This window comes from Bacteroidia bacterium (assembly GCA_039924845.1).
GTDB lineage: Bacteria > Bacteroidota > Bacteroidia > DATLTG01 > DATLTG01 > DATLTG01.
On record JBDTAC010000079.1, the window covers coordinates 23,988 to 47,643 of the forward strand.

21 protein-coding genes are annotated in these 23,656 nt (G+C 36.2%); 13 read left to right on the top strand and 8 right to left on the bottom strand.

The annotated features are described in order from the left end of the window. Positions 1–3: 3 nt before the first annotated feature. From lon to ABIZ51_09075, 7 genes are all read right to left on the bottom strand, one after another. Complete coding sequence (gene lon / locus ABIZ51_09045; GenBank protein ID MEO7088924.1) at positions 4–2,487, bottom strand: endopeptidase La; 2,484 nt, start codon at positions 2,485–2,487, stop codon at positions 4–6. 238 nt (positions 2,488–2,725) lie between these two features. Next, positions 2,726–3,790: a tetratricopeptide repeat protein gene (locus ABIZ51_09050; protein ID MEO7088925.1), complete on the bottom strand. Its 1,065-nt coding sequence runs from the start codon at positions 3,788–3,790 to the stop codon at positions 2,726–2,728. Between the two features lie 69 nt (positions 3,791–3,859). After that, positions 3,860–4,906 (bottom strand): recombinase RecA, encoded by a 1,047-nt coding sequence (recA, locus tag ABIZ51_09055; GenBank protein ID MEO7088926.1) that lies wholly within the window; start codon positions 4,904–4,906, stop codon positions 3,860–3,862. Between the two features lie 29 nt (positions 4,907–4,935). Further along, positions 4,936–5,427, bottom strand: coding sequence for a thioredoxin-dependent thiol peroxidase (bcp, locus tag ABIZ51_09060; protein ID MEO7088927.1), 492 nt, complete (start codon positions 5,425–5,427; stop codon positions 4,936–4,938). Between the two features lie 90 nt (positions 5,428–5,517). Further along, positions 5,518–6,153, bottom strand: a complete 636-nt coding sequence (nth, locus tag ABIZ51_09065) for an endonuclease III (protein MEO7088928.1) — start codon at positions 6,151–6,153, stop codon at positions 5,518–5,520. Between the two features lie 110 nt (positions 6,154–6,263). Beyond that, on the bottom strand, positions 6,264–6,440 hold the full coding sequence (locus tag ABIZ51_09070; GenBank protein ID MEO7088929.1) for a hypothetical protein: 177 nt from the start codon (positions 6,438–6,440) through the stop codon (positions 6,264–6,266). A 149-nt stretch (positions 6,441–6,589) separates the two neighbouring features. Further along, positions 6,590–7,117, bottom strand: a complete 528-nt coding sequence (locus ABIZ51_09075) for a hypothetical protein (protein ID MEO7088930.1) — start codon at positions 7,115–7,117, stop codon at positions 6,590–6,592. Positions 7,118–7,410: 293 nt separating this feature from the next. On the opposite strand from ABIZ51_09075, the gene aroC reads away from it, so the two are divergent. The 12 genes from aroC to ytxJ all read left to right on the top strand — a co-directional run bounded on the left by aroC (position 7,411) and on the right by ytxJ (position 22,394). Next, positions 7,411–8,490 (top strand): chorismate synthase, encoded by a 1,080-nt coding sequence (gene aroC / locus ABIZ51_09080; GenBank protein MEO7088931.1) that lies wholly within the window; start codon positions 7,411–7,413, stop codon positions 8,488–8,490. Positions 8,491–8,527: 37 nt separating this feature from the next. Beyond that, positions 8,528–11,212, top strand: a complete 2,685-nt coding sequence (locus ABIZ51_09085; GenBank protein ID MEO7088932.1) for an AsmA-like C-terminal region-containing protein — start codon at positions 8,528–8,530, stop codon at positions 11,210–11,212. A gap of 42 nt (positions 11,213–11,254) precedes the next feature. After that, positions 11,255–13,273, top strand: coding sequence for an OmpA family protein (locus ABIZ51_09090; protein ID MEO7088933.1), 2,019 nt, complete (start codon positions 11,255–11,257; stop codon positions 13,271–13,273). Between the two features lie 82 nt (positions 13,274–13,355). Next, positions 13,356–13,664, top strand: coding sequence for a twin-arginine translocase TatA/TatE family subunit (tatA, locus tag ABIZ51_09095; protein MEO7088934.1), 309 nt, complete (start codon positions 13,356–13,358; stop codon positions 13,662–13,664). Between the two features lie 115 nt (positions 13,665–13,779). Next, a complete protein-coding gene (locus ABIZ51_09100; protein ID MEO7088935.1) occupies positions 13,780–14,913 on the top strand; it encodes a Re/Si-specific NAD(P)(+) transhydrogenase subunit alpha in 1,134 nt (377 codons plus the stop codon). Positions 14,914–14,940: 27 nt separating this feature from the next. Continuing rightward, positions 14,941–15,261, top strand: a complete 321-nt coding sequence (locus ABIZ51_09105; protein ID MEO7088936.1) for an NAD(P) transhydrogenase subunit alpha — start codon at positions 14,941–14,943, stop codon at positions 15,259–15,261. A 35-nt stretch (positions 15,262–15,296) separates the two neighbouring features. Next, entirely contained in the window at positions 15,297–16,685 is a 1,389-nt protein-coding gene (locus ABIZ51_09110; GenBank protein MEO7088937.1) for an NAD(P)(+) transhydrogenase (Re/Si-specific) subunit beta, read from the top strand. Between the two features lie 121 nt (positions 16,686–16,806). Continuing rightward, positions 16,807–19,284 carry a primosomal protein N' gene (gene priA / locus ABIZ51_09115; GenBank protein ID MEO7088938.1) on the top strand — a complete coding sequence of 826 codons (2,478 nt, stop codon included), beginning with the start codon at positions 16,807–16,809 and terminating at the stop codon, positions 19,282–19,284. Positions 19,285–19,420: 136 nt separating this feature from the next. Then, positions 19,421–19,951, top strand: a complete 531-nt coding sequence (locus ABIZ51_09120; protein MEO7088939.1) for a hypothetical protein — start codon at positions 19,421–19,423, stop codon at positions 19,949–19,951. Positions 19,952–20,106: 155 nt separating this feature from the next. Continuing rightward, positions 20,107–21,738, top strand: a complete 1,632-nt coding sequence (gene pruA, locus ABIZ51_09125) for an L-glutamate gamma-semialdehyde dehydrogenase (protein ID MEO7088940.1) — start codon at positions 20,107–20,109, stop codon at positions 21,736–21,738. A gap of 152 nt (positions 21,739–21,890) precedes the next feature. Beyond that, a complete protein-coding gene (locus tag ABIZ51_09130) occupies positions 21,891–22,025 on the top strand; it encodes a hypothetical protein (GenBank protein ID MEO7088941.1) in 135 nt (44 codons plus the stop codon). Between the two features lie 12 nt (positions 22,026–22,037). Next, entirely contained in the window at positions 22,038–22,394 is a 357-nt protein-coding gene (ytxJ, locus tag ABIZ51_09135) for a bacillithiol system redox-active protein YtxJ (GenBank protein MEO7088942.1), read from the top strand. Here the strand turns inward: ytxJ and ABIZ51_09140 are convergent. Continuing rightward, positions 22,384–22,788, bottom strand: a complete 405-nt coding sequence (locus tag ABIZ51_09140; GenBank protein ID MEO7088943.1) for an OsmC family protein — start codon at positions 22,786–22,788, stop codon at positions 22,384–22,386. The two genes, ytxJ and ABIZ51_09140, sit on opposite strands and share 11 nt — an antisense overlap. A 59-nt stretch (positions 22,789–22,847) precedes the next feature. Here ABIZ51_09140 and ABIZ51_09145 point away from each other — a divergent pair, with 59 nt between their 5' ends. Continuing rightward, positions 22,848–23,630, top strand: coding sequence for a hypothetical protein (locus ABIZ51_09145; GenBank protein ID MEO7088944.1), 783 nt, complete (start codon positions 22,848–22,850; stop codon positions 23,628–23,630). The last annotated feature ends 26 nt before the right edge of the window (positions 23,631–23,656 follow it).

Genomic DNA, 23,656 nt, shown 5'->3' on the forward strand with positions numbered 1-23,656 from the left:
AAATTATTTTTTCGAAGCCGTTTCTTTCTTCACTGTAAAATCAATAGGATTTTTTACTTTTTCGGTCAGTAAAGCATTTTCCACCACTTCAATCATTTTTTCTACGTACACAAATTTCACTCCTTTTAAATAATCGGCTTTGATGTCTTCAATGTCTTTTCTATTTTCTTCCGACAAAATAATTTCTTTGATGCCTGCCCTTTTTGCTGCCAAGATTTTTTCTTTAATTCCGCCCACTGGAAGCACGTTTCCGCGCAGCGTAATTTCGCCTGTCATCGCCAAATGTTTTTTTACTTTGCGTTGCGTAAACGCAGATGCAAGTGCCGTCAACATGGTAATTCCAGCCGAAGGACCATCTTTCGGCGTAGCACCTTCTGGCACGTGAATGTGTACATTCCATTGGTCAAAAACTTCGTACGAAATGTTTAATAAATCGCAATGTGCTTTCAAATATTCGAGTGCAATCACAGCCGATTCTTTCATCACTTCACCCAAATTGCCCGTCAATGTTAACTTTCCGTTGCCTTTGCTCAAACTTACTTCAATAAATAAAATATCACCACCAACGGAAGTCCACGCCAATCCAGTAACTACGCCAGCAACATCATTTCCTTGATAACGATCTTTCACATGCGCCGGACCTAATATTTTCAGTAAATCTTTTTCAGAAATCTCCGAATTAAACTTTTCTCCAATGGCAATAGATTTGGCTCTGTTACGAACAATTTTCGCAATTGTTTTTTCCAAACTTCGTACGCCTGATTCGCGCGTATAATTTTCAATAATGTGTTCGATAATTAATTTTGCAAACGTAATCTGTTTCGGTTTTACGCCATGTTCCTCCAATTGTTTGGGAACCAAATGACTTTTCGCGATTTCTATTTTTTCTTCTACCGTATATCCTGAAACTTCTATAATCTCCATTCTGTCCAGCAATGCCGGTTGAATGTTATTCAAAGAATTAGCTGTTGCGATAAACATAACGCGAGATAAATCGTAATCCAATTCTACAAAATTATCATAAAACGTACTATTTTGCTCGGGATCCAGCACTTCCAACAAAGCAGAAGAAGGATCTCCATGATAATCGCTGCCCAGTTTATCAATTTCATCCAACACAAAAACAGGATTCGACGTTTTTGTTTTTTTGATGTTTTGTAAAATCCTTCCCGGCATCGCGCCAATATAGGTTTTGCGATGTCCGCGAATTTCTGCTTCATCGCGCAAACCGCCGAGCGACATCCGAACGTATTGTCTGCCTAAGGATTTAGCGATTGATTTTCCCAAAGAAGTTTTTCCAACTCCCGGAGGACCGTACAAACAAATGATCGGCGATTTCATATTGTTTTTCAATTTCAACACCGCCAAATGCTCTAAAATCCGTTCTTTCACTTTATCCAAACCATAATGATCTTTATCTAAAATATTTTTTGCACGTTTTAAATTAAAATTATCCTTGCTGTATTCGTTCCAAGGCAATTCAAGTAATAATTCCAAATAATTGGTTTGCACCGAATGTTCCGCTGCGTTCGGATTCATACGTTGCAACTTATCTAACTCTTTATTGAAAGTGGTTTCTACCTCTTTATTCCATTTTTTTGTTTTTGCTTTGGCGCGCATTTCATCAATTTCTTGTTCAAACGAATTTCCACCCAATTCTTCTTGAATGGTTTTCATTTGTTGCTGCAAAAAATATTCGCGCTGTTGTTTATCAATGTCAATTTTTACTTTCGATTGAATTTGATTTTTCAATTCCAACATTTGCAATTCTTTTGTCAAATTACTTAACAAAAGCGTTGCACGTTCGCGTAAATCCGCCACTTCTAACATTTTTTGTTTTTCCACCACTGGCGCATTCATGTTGGACGAAATAAAATTAATGAGGAAAGAAGGACTCTCAATATTTTTAATGGCGAAACCCACTTCAGCCGGAATGTGCGGCGTGTAGCGAATAATTTGCAAAGAAAGATCTTTCAAAGAACCAATCAAGGCATCAAATTCTTTATCGCGCACTGTTGTTTTCTTTTCTGCAAATGCCGAAATACTTGCTTTTAAATACGGTTCTGTCTGAATAATTTCCTTCAATTCAAAACGTTTTTTACCTTGAATAATAACCGTTGTATTTCCATCTGGCATGCGCAACATTTTTAAAATAAGCGCAATCGTACCTATTTTATTGAGTTCTTCAATACTCGGATCTTCAATGCTATCGTTTTTTTGCGAAACCACACCAATCGTTTTATCGCCTTTATAGGCGTCTTTAATCAGTTTAATGGATTTATCGCGACCAACAGTAATGGGAATTACCACACCCGGAAATAAAACTGTATTTCGTAAAGGCAGTATAGACAAGGTATCCGGCGTTTTTTCCGAATTCATTTGTTCTTCGTCTTCCGAAGTTAGCAGTGGAATAAATTCTGTATCGTCATCCGCTATGTTGCTTCTCAAGCGCGGCATCATTCCTTCAAACTCAAAATTATCTTCCATAATTTCTTTCTATTTCTAATTTACAATATACGACAATCTGTCAGAAAAATATTTTTTAAATTTTCTATTTCAAAAAAAACAAAGCTAAAAATCGTTTAAACAACAAACAACACAAGGTTTTAGCCGCGCACTATTGTCAATTGCTGTGCCAAAATAAAGGATTTATTTTTTGGCAAGAAAAGGTGTTTGAAAAATTATTTTTTTGAAGCTGAAAATTTGTTTCTACTGAAGTGTTCCTTTATTTGTTTCCGCCTGCATTTCTGATTTCAGCCACGATTTTTTTCATGGATTCATATACAGGTTTATAATTGGGGTTGATTTGAGAAACGCGCTGAAAATCAATCATCGCTTGATTGTAATTTTTCATTGCATCATAAGATAAACCTCTGCCGTAATAAGCTTGATAATAGGCGCTATCCAACTTTATGGCGTCAGTAAAATTTTTCACCGCAATGTCATACACTTTTAAATTTAAAAGATGAATCACGCCGAGATTAAATTGAGCATTTTTGTAATTCGGATACAATTGCAAAAGTTTGGTATATGTTTCCACCGCATTGTTCCAATCTTCGGCATCTTGATAATATTTCCCGATATCATACAAAACTATTTCATCATTGGGTTTTACACGTAAAGCATCGTTGTAATAATCCAGTGCAGATTTAGATTTTTTGGCTTCGTACAAAACTCCTAATTCCACATACGCATCGTAATAATCCGGATTTTGCTCCACTGCCGTTTGTAGGCTGGAAAGCGCATTGGTCGTATCGTGTGTTAATTTAAAATTCATTCCTTTCAAAAAATAAGCTTGAGAATTATGGATGTCTAATTGCAATACTTGATCAATGTAAGTCATGGATTGCGAATATTTTTGCACATACGAAAATAGCTCTGCCAATTTGAGCAATGCCGCCTTATTTTTAGGATTTAGCGCAATACATTTATCCAACATTTCTTTGGAATGCCCTGTTTGATTGATGGTAAAATAAACGTCCGAAAGTGCGATAAGGTAATTTGCATTGGTACTATCTAAGCGAATAGCTGATTTTAAATCATTCATCGCATCCAAATAATTTTTTTGAAGACTGTAATAATTGGCGCGCTGACTGTATAATGCAGGATTATTTGCATTGGTTTTCAACTGATTACTTAATTGATTTATCTTTTGCTGAACAGTATCTTTTTGAGCTGTACTATCGGCAGTTGCAACAGATGTGGCTGTATTTTTTGAGGTATTGGAATGATTGCAGGCGAGAAACAAAAAAGAAGTTCCAAAAAGGAGTGCAAAAAAATAATTTTTCATGTACTAATTTTAAAAATAATTGTGATTCTGAACAACATAATGAGGCTGTTCAGAATCACAAAAAAATAATTAATCAACTAAAACAGCAGGTTGCAATATCTCTCTTACTTTTGCTTCAATCGTGTCGCATAAATCAGGATTTTCGCCCAACAATTGTTTCACAGCATCGCGCCCTTGTCCAAGTTTCGTTTCATCGTAACTGAACCAAGATCCACTTTTCTTGATAATTCCTTTATCAACGGCTAAATCAATAATTTCGCCCACTTTTGAAATACCTTCTCCGTACATAATATCAAATTCTGCCAAACGGAAAGGCGGCGCTACTTTGTTTTTCACCACTTTCACACGTGTGCGATTTCCGACAACGGCTTCTGCATCCTTTATCTGACCAATTCTGCGAATATCCAAACGAATAGACGCATAAAATTTAAGTGCATTTCCGCCAGTAGTCGTTTCTGGATTACCAAACATAACGCCTATTTTTTCGCGAAGTTGATTGATGAATACGCAGCAACAGCCTGTACGGCTGATATTTGCAGTGAGTTTACGCAATGCTTGTGACATCAATCGAGCGTGCAATCCCATTTTAGAATCACCCATTTCGCCTTCAATTTCGCTTTTCGGAGTCAATGCAGCAACGGAATCAATCACAATGATATCAATGGCTCCAGAACGAATTAAATTATCTGCAATTTCCAATGCTTGTTCGCCATTATCAGGTTGAGAAATCAATAAACTTTCAATATCAACACCTAATTTTTGGGCGTATAAACGATCGAACGCATGTTCTGCATCAATAAAGGCAGCAATTCCGCCAGCTTTTTGCGCTTCCGCGATGGCATGTATCGCCAAAGTTGTTTTTCCGGAAGATTCAGGTCCGTATATTTCCACAATTCTCCCTTTCGGATAACCGCCAATGCCTAAAGCTACATCTAACGTAACCGATCCGGATGGAATAAATTCTAAATTTTCAATCGCCGCATCGCCTAATTTCATAATGGTTCCTTTACCGTAAGATTTCTCCAACTTTTCGATGGTCAATTGCAAGGCTTTCATTTTTTCTTTATTCACTTCTTTGACCGCATCTTTTTTTGTTGATTCTTTTTCTTTGCTCATGTTTTCTGGGTTTTATGGATTTGTATTTATTACTTTTCGATAATTTGTTCGGTATGATTTTTTGTATCAACGTCGGTAATTATTTTGTCGATAATTCCTTTTTCAGAAATAATAAAAGTGGTTCTGATAATACCATCGTATGTTTTTCCCATAAATTTTTTTTCACCCCAAACATCGTACGCCAAAATTATTTTTTTGTCTGTATCTGCCAGCAATGTAAAGGGCAATTGATATTTATCGGCAAATTTTTTATGCGATTTTTCATCGTCCGCGCTTACACCAATTACTTCATAACCTTGTTTTTGCAAAGCATAATAATTGTTTTTCAAATCGCAGGATTCTGCCGTACAACCAGGCGTATTGTCTTTCGGATAAAAATATAAAACGATTTTTTTGCCTTTTAAATCGGCGGAGGAAATCATTTTTCCATTTTGATCTTTTGCAGCAAAACTGGGAGCTTTATCGCCTTCCCGCAATTTGGTAGCATGTTTATCATTCATTATAATACTTGGAATTTTCATAGACGCGCAAGTTACAAATTAGTTAAAAGAGGAAAAACCATTCGATTCTTTTTTATTAACATTTTTTCGAAAAAAATATTGTACAAAAATTTATTTTTTCTGAAAATAGTTACAAAAGGCACTTATTCCGCAAATCTCACATTTCGGATTTCTAGCCGTACACACATATCTGCCATGTAAAATAAGCCAATGATGTGCCACCGGAATTATTTTTTCAGGAATGTATTTTACCAATTGTTTTTCTGTTTCGAGCGGTGTTTTCGCGTTGCTGGAAAGTCCGATGCGTGCCGCCACGCGAAAAACGTGCGTATCCACAGCCATCGTAGGTTTATCGTAGACTACGGAAGCAATTACATTAGCCGTTTTACGCCCCACGCCAGGCATTTTTTGCAATTCATCCACATCCGAAGGCATTTTTCCTTTAAAATCTGTTTCCAACATTTTTGCCATGCCTACCAAATGTTTGGCTTTATTATTTGGATAACTGATGCTGCGGATGTACGGAAAAACTTCGTCGGAAGTAGCTGCTGACAACACTTTTGCATTCGGGAAGGCTTTAAACAAAGCTGGTGTAACCATATTCACGCGCTTATCGGTGCATTGCGCAGATAAAATAACGGCAACAATTAACTGATACGGATTTCTATAATCCAATTCCGTTGCAGCAGTTGGATTATTTTTACTGAAATACTCGATTATTTTCTCGAAACGTTCTTTTTTCTGCATATCCTTATCCGACAAATATAAATCAAAAAAGCTCCATTCACAATCTGTGAAGGAGCTTTTTTGACGCGATTTAAGCTAACAGATAAAAAAACTATAAACCAATCATGAAATTAGTTAAGCAGCATTTCCACGTATCCATCGTTGCGAAGTTTACGGATGCTAAGTGCTTTTGAATAATTCAAAATGTTACGGATAACGTTTTCCGAAGGTTCAAAAAATAATTTTTCGCCTTCTTCTTTTTGAACATCAATTGTACTTTTTTTGTTTTTAGTAATTGTTTTATTCATTCAATTTATTTTTTAGTTACGATAAGCTAACGCAACTTTATTTTGAATATTGTATCTCTTCTAAAAATAATTTTCTAAATCCTTCATTAAAATAAGAAAGCCGCAAACAACAAGTATTTGCGGCTTTCAAAAAAATAATTTTTCAAACGTTAATTCTTCAAATTAAAAGTTGTGCGCAGCGCATTATAATCTTCTAAATTCACATTGGGATGTGCCTTTAACTGAGAAGGTGCAATACATACCACTCTGAATTGGCATGAAGCTGCATAATACGTGTTCGGATCATTGTGTTGGGCACCATCGCTATAAGAAAATTCAAATGTAACATTACTGCCAACGTAACCGTACGCCCACATAACGTTTAATCCAGCTGTTCCAGAAGGTTGCGCGTTTGGCATTGCTCCCCAAGAAGTTCCTCCATCCACACTCACAAAAACTTCCACAGCACCGCCAGTTCCAATATTACTGGTCAATTGAGGATCTGAAAAACTAACGTACCAATATGGTACGGAATATGTCCATTGAGTTGACGAGGTAACATTAAAATTTCCGCTTTGCACATTTGCATTGCCTGCTGCTCCTTGTGGCCCCTGTGGTCCTGTCGCTCCATCCTTAGAACATCCAGCAAATAAAGCAGTGGTAACAAAAGCCAGAAGTATTATTTTTATTTTTTTCATGATTTTAAATTTTTTTAGTTCACCTACTCGTAAGCTTTTCGGTATCCGCTTGAGCGAAAGTAAAAAATAATTTCAAGCTCTCAAAAAATAATTTTTCAAACACTAAAATTTTGTCTTTGAAAAAATAATTTTTTGACGCCCTTTTTTTATCGCTTATTTACTTTGGAAGAATCTACTACGCTATTCTTTACATTATCAGAATCCATCATTGTTCTCGCAAAAGTGTAGATGCAAAACCAAAATTTCTCTATCAAAATTTCGAGCTTAACGTACATTTCTTACATTTGCGACTTATGGCAGGCAATACTTTTGGTAGCATTTTTAGATTAACTACGTTCGGCGAGTCGCACGGAGAAGCTTTGGGCGGCATCGTAGATGGTTGCCCGGCGGGACTTTCCATTAATTTGGATTTTATTCAACACGAATTAGAGCGCCGAAAACCTGGGCAATCTCGCCTTGTTACACAACGCAAGGAAAGCGATACAGTCGAATTTTTATCTGGAATTTTCGAAGGAAAAACGACTGGAACGCCAATTGGTTTTATTGTTCGAAATGAAAATCAAAAATCAAAAGATTACGATCATTTAAAAGATGCGTATCGCCCATCACACGCGGATTATACATACGATGCAAAATATGGTTTTAGAGATTATCGCGGCGGCGGAAGAGCTTCTGCACGAGAAACCGTTTCACGCGTTGTAGCAGGCGCCATCGCAAAATTATTTTTAAAACAATTCGGAATTATAATTTCTGCATACACATCTCAAGTAGGAAATATCCAAACCGAAAAAAAATATTTTGAACTGGATTTATCAAAAACAGAAAACAATCTTGTTCGTTGCCCGGATGAAATAATTGCCGAAAAAATGATTTCTAAAATCGAAGAAATTCGAAAACAAGGCGACACTATTGGCGGTGTTATAACAGCTGTGGCAAAGGGAATCCCGGTTGGTTTAGGCGAACCTGTTTTCGATAAATTACACGCCGATTTAGGAAAAGCAATGTTGAGTATAAATGCCGTAAAAGGTTTCGAATACGGTTCTGGTTTTGAAGGTGTAAAAATGAAAGGTTCGGAACACAACGATGTATTTGAAATGAGTGAAGATAATATCACTACAAAAACAAATCATTCCGGCGGAATCCAAGGCGGAATAAGCAATGGCGAAGATATTTATTTTCGTGTAGCTTTTAAACCCGTGGCTACAATTATGCAAGAACAACTTACAATAAATAACAAAAAAGAAATCGTAAAAATGATGGGGAAAGGCAGACACGATCCATGTGTTTTGCCACGTGCTGTGCCAATTGTAGAAGCGATGACAGCGATTGTTTTAGCCGATTTCATACTGAGAAGTCGCAGCGCAAAAATTTAATTTTTGTATCTTTACAATTCTAAAAAACAAAAGAACGATGAAAAAAATTTTAAAATGGGCAGGAATTTCTTTCCTCGTGTTGATCCTTATTTTGGCAGCGCTACCTTTCTTATTCAAAGGGAAAATAGTGAAAATGATTAAAGAGCAAGCCAATGAAAACCTGAATGCGAAAATTAATTTTGGAGATTTCGACTTAACACTTTTAAGTAGTTTTCCTGATTTTAAATTAAGCGTGGATAGCGTGAGTGTAGTTAATATCGCTCCTTTTCAAGGCGATACATTATTCAGTGTTAATAATCTTTCTGTTACGGTTAATTTAATGAGTGTTATTAGCGGAAATCAATATAAAATAAATTCCATTTATCTTCAAAAACCAAGAATATTCGCAAAAGTGCTGAAAGACGGAACAGCAAATTGGAGTATTAGCAAACCTACTGTTAGCAATACATCCCAGACAAATTCATCTCCTTCAAAATTTAATATGAAGCTGAATAAACTTCAGATAGAAGATGGGACAATTATTTACGACGATGCTTCTTTGGGATTTAAAATGGTGATAGACGGCTTTAATCACAAGCTAAGCGGAGATTTCACAAAAGATAATTTTTTACTAAAAACAAATTCTACAATTGCTCAGCTTACCACTATTTACGGTGGAATTGCATATTTGAATAAAGTAAAAGCCGCCGCAGATGCCGATATCGACGTGAATATGCCAGATTTTAAATTTACTTTTAAAAACGACGACATTCGGTTAAATGATTTGGAATTGGGCTGTGATGGATATTTCGCAATGCCAAAAACAGATATGGATATGGACTTGGTTTTTTCAGCTAAACAATCCGAATTTAAAAACTTTTTATCACTTATTCCAGCCATTTACAGCAAAGATTTTGCTTCCATCAAAACATCCGGAAAATTAGCTTTAAGTGGCTATGTAAAAGGGATTTATAACGATAAAAAAATGCCAGCCTTTGGTGCTAAAATCAATATTGATAATGCAATGTTTCAATATCCGTCGTTGCCGAAAGCTGTTACTAATATTGGTGTTGATGTAGTTATTGATAACAAGACGGGCATTCCAGATAATACCGTAATTGATGTAAATAAATTTCATATTGAAATGGCAGGAAACCCCGTAGATATGACCATGCACGTGCAAACGCCTGTTTCCGATCCTGATATCAACGGGAAAATTTCTGGAAAATTAGATTTATCAACCGTAAAAGAAGTGATACCATTGGATAAAAAAGATAATCTGAGTGGAATTATTACAGCCAATGTGAGTTTGAAAGGGAAAATGTCCGCTATCCAAAAACAACACTATGATCAATTCAGCGCGTCTGGTTCATTCGGTGTAATCAATATGAATTACCAAACCTCTTCCCTGCCCTATATCATACAGCTAAACAAAATGACGCTTGATTTCTCTCCAAAATACGTCGCTCTTTCTGCCTTCGATTCAAAAATTGGACGAAGCGATATACAAGCAGACGGAAAAATAGAAAATTTCATGGAATACATTTTCAAAAAACAAGTGTTGAAAGGTGAATTTAATGTGCGCTCTTCTCTCTTGGATTTAAACCAATTTATGACACCTGCCGATTCTTCTGTTGCAAACAATTCAAAGAAAGCAGACACCACTTCCTTGTCGGTAATTGCGGTACCAGAAAATGTTGATTTTACAATGACAGCAACAATCGAAAAAATGATTTATCAAAATTTAACGATGAGCAAATTGAGCGGAGCTTTAGTTGTAAACAATCAACAAATAAAAATGAATAATTTAAAAATGAGTACGCTTGGTGGCGATATGAATGTGAATGGAACATACAACACGAAAAATATTAAAAAACCAATTGTTGATTTCGATTTGACTATTACTGATTTCGATATCAGCCAAACATTTCAAGCTTTTAATACGGTTCAAAAATTAGCACCAATTGGTAAATATTGTACTGGAAAATTCTCAACTTCCATGAACTTCACAAGCACTCTACAAGCTAATATGCACCCTGACTTAAATTCGCTGACAGGTGGTGGAAAACTAAGCACCAAACAAGTAGTTGTAGAAGGTTTTGAACCTATTAATAAATTGGCTGATGCACTAAAAGATGCAAAATTAAAGCATCTGCAAATGAATAATCTCAACATCTCTTTTAAATTTACAAATGGTAGAGTGTATATAGATCCATTCGATTATAAAGTGGGCGATATCAGTGGAAAAATAGCTGGCTCTAATGGCTTTGATCAAACCATTGATTATGGCATGGACATACAAATGCCACGCTCCGAATTAGGCGGACAAGCCAATGCTTTGGTAAATAATTTAGTAACACAAGCTGCTAATAAAGGCGCAAAAGTAAACGTAGGCGATAAAATAAATTTAACCGTAAAATTTGGTGGAACAGTAACTAAACCTACTATTAAATTAGACACAAAAAATGCAATGAACGATGCTGTAGATAATTTAAAACAAGAGGCGCAACAAGCATTGGACAAAGCAAAAGCCGAAGCCGAAGCAAAAGCAAAAGCGGCTGCCGATAGCTTAAAAAACCTTGCATTAAAACAAGCACAAGCCAGCGCCGATCAAGCAAAAAAGGCAGCGCAAGATGCCGTAGATAAAGCCAAACAGCAAGCAGAACAACAAGCCAAAGATGCCGCTGACAAAGCTAAAAAAGATGCCGAAAAAAAGATAAAAAATATGCTGGGCGGCCATTAAAAAAACAAGGATTTTTTAGCCTTCAAAAAAATAATTTTTCGAATGAACAAAAAACGAGTACGTAAAATAATTTTTCTACTTCCGTTATTCGCAATTCCTTTTTTGCTTGTTGCACAAGAGAATAATTGTCAAGATAGTGACAATAAACAAGCCGTAAAATTTTATGAAAAGGGCACAAATATCCATAAATACGAAAAGCAAGAACGCTTAGATAATTTACAAAAGGCGCTTCAATTAGAACCCGATTATGCGGCTGCCAATTTTGCTTACGCAGAAGAATTAATAAAAACGCTCATTTATCAAAATGCTCCTTTTAAGCCCACGGAAAAATATTTTTTGAAAGTGGTGCAAACCTGTCCACACTACCATTCCGACCCTTATTATTTTTTAGGATTTAGTTATTATGAACAAGAAAAATACAACGATGCCATCACGTATTTAAACCAATTTATTGCTTTTAAAGACGAAGACGAAAAAAAATTTTCAAAAGACTACGATTCCTATTTATCGAATGCCAAACAGATGTTGAAATTTGCTACATTTTATGCGAATATTTTTAAACATCCTGTTCCCTTCGATCCAAAACCAGTAGCCGGAATTTGTACACCTTTGGATGAGTATTTACCAATTATTTCACCTGATAATCAATATTGTTTTTTTACACGGAGAATGCCACCAGATCAAAAAGCAAGCGTTGCTGTTTCTGATCAACTTATCGAAGTTTTTTCGTCCAGCGAACGCCAATCAAATGGAATTTTTGATAGAGGCGATGCTATGCCCCCACCCTTTAATCAAAATTCAAACGAAGGAGGAGCAACAATTTCTATCGACAATAAACATTTATATTATACCATTTGCAAGGATGAAGGCGGGCAATTTCCCAATTGCGATATCTATACGTCCGATTTTGTAAATGGCGAATGGACCGAAATAAGAAATATGGGACCCAACGTAAACGATCCTGTTTATTGGGATTCTCAACCTTCTATTTCTGCGGATGGAAATACACTTTATTTTGCCAGCGATCGTCCGGGCGGATACGGAAAAATTGATATTTACAAAACCGTTCGTGATCCAAAAACGGGCGAATGGGAAAAAGCCGTAAACCTTGGACCAACCATAAACACTGCTGGAAACGAGAAATCTCCTTTTATCCATTCTGACAGTCAAACACTTTATTTTTCATCGGATGGTCTTCCGGGAATTGGTGGTTATGATATTTTTTATTCGAGAGCTGACAGTAACGGAAAATGGCAAACACCTGTAAACATTGGTTATCCGATTAATACCGCAGGTGATGATTTAGGTTTTTTTGCAAGTACCGACGGACATCTCGGTTATTTTGCATCCAATGATCCGAACCGTGTAAAAGGTACGGGTATTGGAGGTTGGGATATTTTTTCATTCGATTTATACAAAGATGCACGTCCTGAAAAAGTGGCTTTTATAAAAGGAATGATGAAAGATGAAAATGGCAATGTGGTTAAAAATGCAAGTGTTGAAATAAAAGATGTAGTAACTAAAAAAAAGGTGGGAGTGGTTGTAGATACAGCCACGGGAGAATACGCAGCTGTCGTCAACATACAAAAAAAACACGATTATATTTTAACGATTAGAAAGAAAGGCTCCGCATTTAATTCTCAACTAATAACATCAGCAGATAGTTTTTCACAAAAACCAGTTGTTGTCAATTTTCAAATAAAGCCTGTCGTAGTGGGAAAATCGTATGAATTGCACAATATTTATTACGAAACAAATTCTTCTGAACTAAAAAAAATATCCTTGTCGGTAATTAATGAATTTGCTGATTTTTTAAAACTAAACCCAAAAATAAAAATCGAAGTACAAGGTTTTACGGATAATGTGGGCGATGAAAAAGATAATTTAGCACTTTCTAACGATCGCGCTTTCACGGTACGAGAAGTCCTAAAGCAACACGGAATTGCCGAATCCAGAATGAAATTTAAAGGCTACGGATCCTCTAATCCGATTGCGCCAAATGATACAGATCAAGGACGTGCTAAAAACAGACGCACCCAATTTTTAATCCTCGAAAAATAGATAACAAATTCTATAAATGATGCAGCGCTTGCCAAATCATTATTTTATTTTTATAACTTTGCGCAGTTTTTAAACAAAAAATATGTTACTATTTTTAGATATCGGCGGCGGAGAAATTTTTTTAATTCTGTTTGTTTTTTTATTGCTTTTCGGATCCGACAAAATTCCTGAAGTAGCGCGAGGATTAGGAAAAGGAATTCGTGAATTTAAGGATGCCACCAACGGAATTCAGCGTGAAATCAACGACAGTATTATGAGTATCAAAAAGGAAACAGATATTTCGCAAGAAATAAATTCTGTGAAAACGCACATTGATAAAATACCTGAAATTCCTGCAGAACACAAAATGGAAGAACTATCCGAAGGCAAAAATAACGCTTCCGAAAAATAATTTTTCGAAGCAATTTTTTCGCAATTTATTTCCCGAAAAAAGAATTGATTTATTTTTTATTACTTTCGGGCGTTAAAAATTTTATTTCGTGATTGAAAAAATAATTTTTTGAGAGATGAAAATAGCTGTACCAAAAGAAACTAAAATTAAGGAAAATCGCGTAGCGCTTACGCCCGATGTTGTTCAAGCCCTTACAAAAAAAGGATTTGAATGTCTTATCGAAAAAGATGCAGGTCTTAATTCCTATTTTTCAGACGAGCAATACATCGCTGCTGGAGGAAAAATAATCGCTGAAAAAAATAATCTGTACGCTGATGCGGATGTCGTTTTAAAAGTAAACGCACCTTCAGCAGATGAAATTAATTTAATGAAATCCGGTTCGGTTTTATTGAGTTTTATGTTTGCGATGACCAATCCTGAATTGGTGGAAGCTTGCGCGAAAAAAAATATTTCAGCGTTTTCGGTTGATGCGATTCCACGTATTTCCAAAGCACAAAAAATGGACGCGCTTAGTTCTCAAGCAAATTTGGCGGGATATAAATCAGTGATTATGGCAGCCAACACGTTGGGAAAAATTTTCCCTTTATTGATGACAGCAGCTGGAACCATAAAACCTTCTAAAGTTGTAATTATGGGTGCTGGAGTTGCCGGATTGCAAGCTATTGCAACCGCAAAACGTTTAGGTGCCGTAGTGGAAGTTTCGGATATTCGCCCGGAAACGAAAGAACAAGTACAATCTTTAGGCGGAAAATTTATCGAAGTAAAAAGCGATGAATCCATTAAAATAGAAGGCGGTTATGTAAAAGGAGTTTCGGATGATTTTCTAAAAAAACAACAAGAATTAATTGCGAAACACATCAAGGAGGCAGATATCGTTATCACCACCGCATTGATTCCGGGAAGAAAAGCGCCTGTTTTAGTAACCGAAGAAATGGTGAAAAGTATGCGCATGGGTTCTGTAATCGTTGATATGGCAGTGGAACAAGGCGGAAATTGTGTGGGCAGCGAATTAAATAAAACGATTGTAAAAAATGGTGTTACCATTATTGGAGAATCAAATATTCCGAGTTTATTGCCATTAAACGCAAGCGAATTGTACGCAAAAAATATTTCTACTTTCCTGGAACACCTCGCTACCAACGATGGTTTTAAATGGGAAATGGAAGAAGAAATTACGAAAGGATCTCTCATCACACACAAAGGTGAAATCGTGTATGCTCCATTACTAAAAAAAGTTTCTGTCGCTTAAAAAAAATAATTTTCAAACACCAAATTTATGGAACACATTATCAGTTTTTTCGGAATACACATTCAACTACTTTACATTCTCATTCTTTCTATTTTTGTGGGGATAGAAGTCATCGGCAAAGTACCTTCCGTATTGCACACGCCGCTCATGTCGGGCGCCAACGCCATTCATGGAGTAGTTATTGTAGGTGCCATTTTAGTAATGTTAGATGCTGATCCAACGAATATATTGGCGCTCAGTTTAGGATTTTTAGCCGTAGTTCTAGGAACTTTAAATGTAGTTGGCGGATTTGTTGTAACAGATCGGATGCTCGAAATGTTTAAAAAGAAACCCACTGCGAAAAAGTAAAATAAATCGAATGTTCATTTTTTAATCAGACGTTTATGCAAAATCAATACATTTTAGACATTATTTATTTCATTGCTTCCGTAACTTTTATCATCGGTTTAAAAATGCTCAGTCATCCAGAAACTGCACGTAACGGGAATTTAATTGCAGCAGTCGGTATGACACTTGCCATTGCTGGAACTATTTTTTTACATGATAAAACCATTCAACCAATTATTTATACACTCATTTTTGCCGCTATTTTTGTAGGTGGAATTTCTGGTTGGATTGTCGCGAAAAAAGTAAAAATGACCGCCATGCCCGAAATGGTTTCTGTTTTCAATGGAATGGGTGGAGCTTGCGCTGCGCTGATTTCGCTCATCGAATTTCACGTTCACGTAGGAAATATGAAAGCGACCGGAATTGTAATGGCGGGATTAATTATTGGAAGCGTTTCCTTCGCGGGAAGTATTATTGCTTTTTTGAAACTCAACGGTACCATCAAAAAATCTTTGCGTTTACCGAATTATAACAGCATCAATAATATATTTTTACTTCTTGTTTTCGCTTTTGGCGGATATCTTATTTTTTCCGGAGTAGGCAGCAGCACACTTTTATATTCACTTTTCGCGATGGCATTGCTTTACGGAATTATGTTTGTAATGCCCATCGGCGGCGCAGATATGCCCGTTGTAATTTCTTTGTTAAACTCCTTTACCGGATTAGCCGCTGCTTGCGCGGGATTTTTATACCACAATCAAGTGATGTTAACAGGCGGAATTTTAGTTGGATCTGCCGGAACGCTTCTTACAATTGTTATGTGTAAAGCGATGAATCGTCCCTTATTTAATGTTATTTTTGGTGCCTTCGGCGAAGGTGCTGCAACAGCAGCTGCGGTGGGAAAATCAGGTGGTTCTATTAAAGATATTTCCGTAAGTGATACCGCTACTTTAATGAATTATTCGAAACGTGTAGTAATTGTTCCTGGTTACGGATTAGCTGTAGCACAAGCGCAACACGTCATACATGATTTAGAAATTTTGTTGGAAGAAAGAGGCGTGGAAGTAAAATATGCCATTCATCCAGTTGCTGGTCGTATGCCTGGGCACATGAACGTTTTACTTGCAGAATCGAATGTAGATTATGGTAAATTAGTGGAAATGGAAGAAATAAATCCGGAATTTCCGAACACAGATGTTGTATTGGTTGTAGGAGCAAACGATGTTGTAAATCCTGCTGCCAAAAACGATCCCGCCTCTCCTATTTTCGGTATGCCGATTTTAGATGTAGAATCCGCACAACACATCATCATCAACAAACGAAGCATGAATGCGGGTTACGCAGGTATTGACAACGAATTATTTTACGATCCGAAAACAAGTATGCTTTTTGGAGATGCGAAAAAAGTATTGACGCAATTGGTTGCCGAATTAAAAGCGATGTAAAAGCAGTTCAAAAAAATATTTTTTTAAAGCCCTTTTTTTGAAAAATATTTTTGTCCTCCTTTATCCTACAATAATGGAAAAGGAATAAAAAATCATACTTTTTAAGCCAAAAGATAAAAGAATGATTACGCTTTTTGCAGATGTTATTCTTCCGATTCCCGTTCCAAACTTGTACACGTACCGCGTGCCACAAGAATGGAACGAAGCCATTAAAGAAGGACAACGCGTCGTAGTGAATTTCGGAAAAGGAAAATTGTATGCTGCTTTGGTGCGAAACATTCATCAAAAAGCACCCGAAAAGTACGCAGCAAAATACATCGAACATATTTTAGATGCAGGACCTGTTGTAACAAATTCTCAATTTCAATTGTGGGAATGGATGGCTTCGTATTATATGTGCACGATTGGAGAAGTGATGAATGCTGCATTTCCAGCAGCTTTAAAGTTAGGGAGCGAAACAAAAATAATGCTAAATCCAAGCAACGAATTATCAAAAGAAATACTTTCTGAAAAAGAATTTTTATTGATAGATGCGCTGGAAATCCGAACAGAAATAACCTTGATAGAAGCGGCGGAAATCGTAGAACGCAAAACCGTTTATCCAATTATAAAATCCTTAATTGACAAAGGTTTTGTACTAATTCAAGAAGAAATAAAAGAAAAATACAAACCCAAAATTGAAGAATATATTCGGCTTTCTGCTTTCGCGGAAGACGAAGAAAATTTGAAAAATAAATTTTCGGAGCTCGAAAAAAAAGCGTTCAAACAATTGGAAGTATTGATGGCATTTATTCAGCTTTCTAAACGTTATTCTGGAGAAACGGAAGAAGTTAAAAAAAGCAAATTGATGCACGTTTCAGACGCTTCCGCAACAATTATAAATCAGCTCGTTAAAAAAAGTATTTTTGAAATTTACACGAAAGAAATTTCACGCTTCGAAAAAAATAATTTTTCAAACCTCAGCGAAAAAAAATTAAACGATGTGCAAGAAAATGTTTTCAAAAAAATAAAAAATATCTTTTTAGATAAAGACGTAGTACTTTTACACGGCGTAACATCGAGCGGGAAAACAGAAGTGTATATTCAATTGATGCAAGAGTGCATTGCGAGCGGAAAACAGACATTGTATTTATTGCCAGAAATTGCGCTTACGGCACAAATTATTAATCGTTTGCAAAAACATTTTGGCGACAAAGTGAGTATTTATCATTCCAAATTAAATGACAATGAACGCGTAGAAGTTTGGAAAAATGTACTTCAAAAAAGCGAAAAAAATAATTCAGGAAAAATAATTATTGGTGCGCGTTCTGCATTATTCCTGCCTTTTCATGATTTAGGATTAATAATTGTGGACGAAGAACACGATACTTCTTACAAACAATATGATCCTGCACCGCGCTACAACGCACGCGATTCTGCGATGTATTTAGCACGCATTCACGGAGCAAAAACATTGTTGGGATCTGCTACACCTTCCGTGGAAACGTATTACAATGCGGAACAAGGAAAATACGGATTCGTAGAAATGACGGAGCGTTTCGGAGGAATTGAAATGCCCGAAATTATTGTTGCTGACATCCAAGAAGAGAAACGAAAAAAAATAATGAAATCGCATTTTTCTACGATTTTATTGGAACATTTAAAAATGGCGCTTGATAATAAAGAGCAAGCAATTGTGTTTCATAATCGGCGTGGATTTGCACCCGTTTTTGAATGCGATACCTGCGGCTGGATTCCGCATTGCATCCATTGCGATGTGAGTTTGACGTATCACAAAACAGCACATACGATGCGTTGTCATTATTGTGGTTATTCGCTGAAACCGCCTGCTGCGTGCGAAGCTTGCGGCGCTACTAAATTAAAAATGAAAGGTTTTGGCACGGAAAAAATTGAAGAAGAATTGTCTTTGTTTTTTCCTACAGCCCGCATTTTACGTATGGATTTAGACACCACGCGTTCTAAATATGCGCATCAAAATATTATTCGAGATTTTGAAGATCAACGCATTGATATTTTAGTGGGAACACAAATGATTACGAAAGGTTTTGATTTTGATAACGTAAGCGTGGTGGGCATTTTAGACGCAGACAGCATGATGAACTTTCCAGATTTCCGTTCGTACGAACGCTCTTTTCAGCTAATGGCGCAAGTTAGCGGACGAGCCGGAAGAAAAAACAAACGCGGAAAAGTAATTGTTCAAACGTATAATCCTGCGCATTCGGTAATACAAAATGTAGTTCGGAACGATTATGCCGCGATGTATAAAGAACAAATTCTTGATCGAAAAAACTTTTTTTACCCGCCTTTTTTTCGCCTCCTAAAAATTACTGTAAAACACAAAGATGCCGATTTACTGAATTACGCTGCCGATGTACTTGCGAGCGATTTGAAAAAAACAATCAACGGAAAAGTACTCGGACCTGAATATCCTTTGGTAGCACGTATTAAAAATGATTATTGCAAAACGATTTTAATAAAAGCAGAACGCGAAAAATCCATTGCGCAAACAAAAGAAATTTTGAAAAAAAGTTTTTTGCATTTCTATGAAAATACTGATTTCAAACAAGTGAAATTAGTGGTGGATGTGGATCCGAATTAAATTTTTAGTTCTAAGTTTTTTAGTTTTAAGTTAAAAAGCATTTGAAAAATTATTTTTTTGAAGCACAAAAACATTGGATTATTCTTGGTAAATTTGTTTTCTGTAAAAAAATTCAAAACAATAAAATCCAATTTACATGAGATATTTAATCAGCATAATGATTTTTTCAATTGTTTTTTTCTGTAAAAAAGGCACCGATAAATCAATACAGAAAAACACATCACCACTTCAAATCATTGACTTTTTTGGTGATTTTCAAATGAAAACACCACGCAATTGGCACAAATTTAAACTACAAGGAATTGACTCATATATTGGCGGAATTACGAATGGACGCGATACATTAACATTTGATTTTGGTCCTTACTCTGACGATTTTTCAGATATATACGAAACACAAATGTATGCAAACGATACAATAAACGGTAAATTTGGTATTATAACAAAACCTAAAATTAAAGAAAAAGGTTATGTTGGTGTATATTTAGAAAATGTTAATGTTGGCAGAGATCGTTTTAATTTAATTACTCAAAGTAAAAAAAATGAAGATGTGAAAAATGAAGATACAATTATTTCGATTTTCCAAACGATAAAATTTAAAAATAGCGACACAACTAAAAATTCTCAATCATTAAAATTTTTAGTTAGAGACTCTTATGTTAGGTAATTAAAATTATCTGCAAAAAAGGGAAACACGTTCAAAAAATTATTTTTCCGAAGCCTTAAAAACAATAAAAATAATTCCTAAATCACTCCATTTTCTTTTCGTAAATTTGTGCTCTCAAAAAATTATTTTTTCAAACCATCTAAATTGAATTCGTTATGGCAAAAGGATTTTACAACGTACCTGCTCCGATAAATGAACCTGTAAAAAATTATTTTCCAGGAAGCGCAGAAAGAGAAGAACTGAAAAAAATGTTGGCGCATTTGCGTTCGCAAGAAATAGATATTCCGATGTATATTGGCGGAAAAGAAATTAAAAGTGGCGAAACCGTTCGTCTTGCGCCTCCGCACGATCACAAACATACCTTAGGACATTTTCATAAAAGTACTAAAGAACACGTAAAACAAGCCATTGATGCGGCTTTGAAAGCGAAAACAAATTGGGCAAATCTTTCGTGGGAACACCGCGCGAGTATTTTTTTAAAGGCAGCCGATTTAATCGCAGGACCTTTTCGCGCCAAGCTGAATGCGGCAACCATGCTCGGTCAATCGAAAAATGCGTACCAAGCCGAAATTGATGCCGCTTGCGAAATCACTGATTTTTTGCGCTTCAACGTGCATTACATGACGGAGATTTATAAATTGCAACCTAATTCTTCCGCAGGTATTTGGAATCGTGTGGAACAACGACCGTTAGAGGGTTTTATCTATGCGTTAACTCCTTTTAATTTTACGGCAATTGCCGGAAATTTACCTACTTCTTGCGCTATGATGGGAAATGTGGTGGTTTGGAAACCTTCCAACACGCAAGTTTACGCTGCCAATGTATTGATGGAAATATTTATAAAAGCAGGCGTTCCGGCGGGTGTCATTAATTTAATTTACCCTTCGGGACCAGATGCAGCAGATGTTATTTTTTCACATCCTGATTTTGCAGGAATCCATTTTACTGGCTCTACGGAAGTGTTTCAGAACATTTGGAAAACAATCGGAAATAATATTCATCTCTATAAATCGTATCCAAGAATTGTAGGCGAAACAGGTGGAAAAGATTTTATTGTGGCGCATCCTTCTGCGGAAGCAAAAGTGGTGGCAACAGCTATTTCGCGCGGTGCGTTTGAATATCAAGGACAAAAATGTTCGGCCGCTTCTCGCGCTTACATTCCGGCTTCTTTGTGGAAAGAGGTAAAAGACTTGGTGTGTAAGGATTTGGCGTCTTTTAAAATGGGACCGACAGAAGATTTCGGAAATTTTATCAATGCAGTTATTGATGAAAAATCATTTGATAAACTTGCTAAATATATTGATAACGCGAAGAAAGACAAAGATGCAGAAATTGTGGCAGGAGGAAATTACGATAAATCAAAAGGATATTTCATCGAGCCAACTATTATTTTAGCGAAACAACCGAAATACGTCACTTTGTGCGAAGAATTATTTGGACCAGTATTAACCATTTTTGTTTACGAAGATGCCAAATTTGAAGAAACATTAGACATTGTTGATTCTACTTCCATTTACGCGCTAACAGGCGCTTTCATCGCGCAAGATAGATATGCGATTGAATACGCTGCGAAAAAATTAGTGAACGCTGCCGGAAATTTTTATATCAATGATAAACCTACAGGAGCTGTTGTTGGTCAGCAACCGTTTGGTGGCGCAAGAGGTTCTGGAACAAATGACAAAGCAGGATCAATGATAAATTTATTGCGTTGGGTTTCTCCGCGTACTATCAAGGAAACCTTTGTTCCGGCTACGGATTATAAATATCCATTTTTACAAAAAGAATAATTTAGGTTTGAAAAAATATTTTTTCGAAGTGCAAAATCTTCTTCAGTAAGATTTCAACAAAATGATTTTACTTATGAAGAATAAATTGCTTATTTGAAGAAATTTTTTATTTTTGCCTTTAGAGAACATTAACGCACAGCTAAAAAAACAACATGAAAAAAACATTCTTAGCAATTGTAGCCATCGCATTTATAGTATTAACGATGATGTCTTGCAGAAGTCAGCAACATTGTGCAGCTTACGGCGGACAAGGCAGTACGCAACATCCATCGCATAATTCCATTTAAAAAAATAATTTTATGGACTGGCTGTTTCTTGATAGTGAGAAGCAAATTTCGGAAATAATCGAGGAAAGTTTTCGCGAAGATATTTCAGCTATTGCCATTTTTAAACACAGCACGCGCTGTTCCATCAGTTCCATGGCGAAACAACGTTTGGAGCGTTCTTGGGATTTATCCCCAAAAAATAGTCCTATTTATTATTTGGATTTGTTGGCACATCGCGACATTTCCAATTTAATTGCCGAACAATTTTCCGTCATTCACGCTTCGCCTCAATTATTACTTATCAAAAACGGAAAGTGCTTTTTTAACGCTTCGCAGCAAGACATTCGTGTGGAAGATGTGAAATCTTCTATCCAAAAAATCAGTAATTAAAAATCACTGCCTGTTTTAAATCTGGATGCAAACTTTTTGCAACCGGACAAGTTCTTGCCGCATTTTCCATGAGTGTTTTTTCTTTATCCGAATATTTTTTTTGAGGCATAGAGAATTCCAACACAATTTCAACCACTCTTCGTGGATCTGTCCCCATTATTTTAGTGATTTCCACTTTCGTATTGTTTATGTCAATTCCATTGCGTTCAGCCACAATTCCCATAATCGTAAGCATGCAACATCCAAGCGAAGTGGACAATAAATCGGTTGGTGAAAAAGCCTCCCCTTTTCCGTTATTATCTGTAGGTGCATCGGTTATAATTTCCATTCCTGATTTTACGTGCGTCGCTTTTGTCCGCAACTGATTGGTATAATAAATAACTGCTGTTTTCATATTATTTTAGTTGAATTAAAAGTTAAAATCTTACATTTGTGAATGTAAATTTACGGAGAATGTCTAAAAAAGTAATTTTTATTGTTGCTTTTGTTGCAGCGGCGCTATTCGCAGTTGCACAACAAGATGCTTTTTTTGATTCTACACCTACCGCTTCTGAGCAAGGTCCGGATTTAAACGTATTGTATCGCAACAGCGGAACTTTCGGAATAATGATTCACACCAATGGTTTTGGCATCAATTACCGCCGAGGAAAACACGTTACCGGTTACAAAGAGCGTATTTGGGAAATAGAAGGTTTGAACATGAGCGACCCCAAACAAACGAAAACACAAAATCCAACATTCCCAAACTCGAAAGGTTATTATTACGGAAAAATGAATGCTTTGCTCATTTTACGAACTGGTTTGGGTTACCAGAATATCTTGTATCGAAAAAATATTCCAAACAGTGTTGAAATACGTTATTCCTATTATGGCGGATTTTCGTTGGGCATGGCGAAACCCGTTTATTTACAGATATTACATGCATCTTCCTACCAGCAAAATCAATACGTATTATCTACGGAAAAATATGTACCCGGACAAGATTTAATAGACAGCATTTATGGTAGTGCACCTTATTTTACGGGTTTCAGCGAAATTCAATTTCATCCAGGCGTTTACGGAAAATTAGGCATTAGTATGGATTATGCCGATCGCCATGATGCTGTAAAATCAATAGAAGCTGGGATTATTGCAGATGCCTACCCCACCGCCATCCCAATGATGGCTTACGAAACTCCCAAACACGTTTTTCTCACTTTGTACATTGATTTTCTGTTTGGGAAACGTTGGTTTTAGTAATTGAAAAAATATTTTTTCGGAAA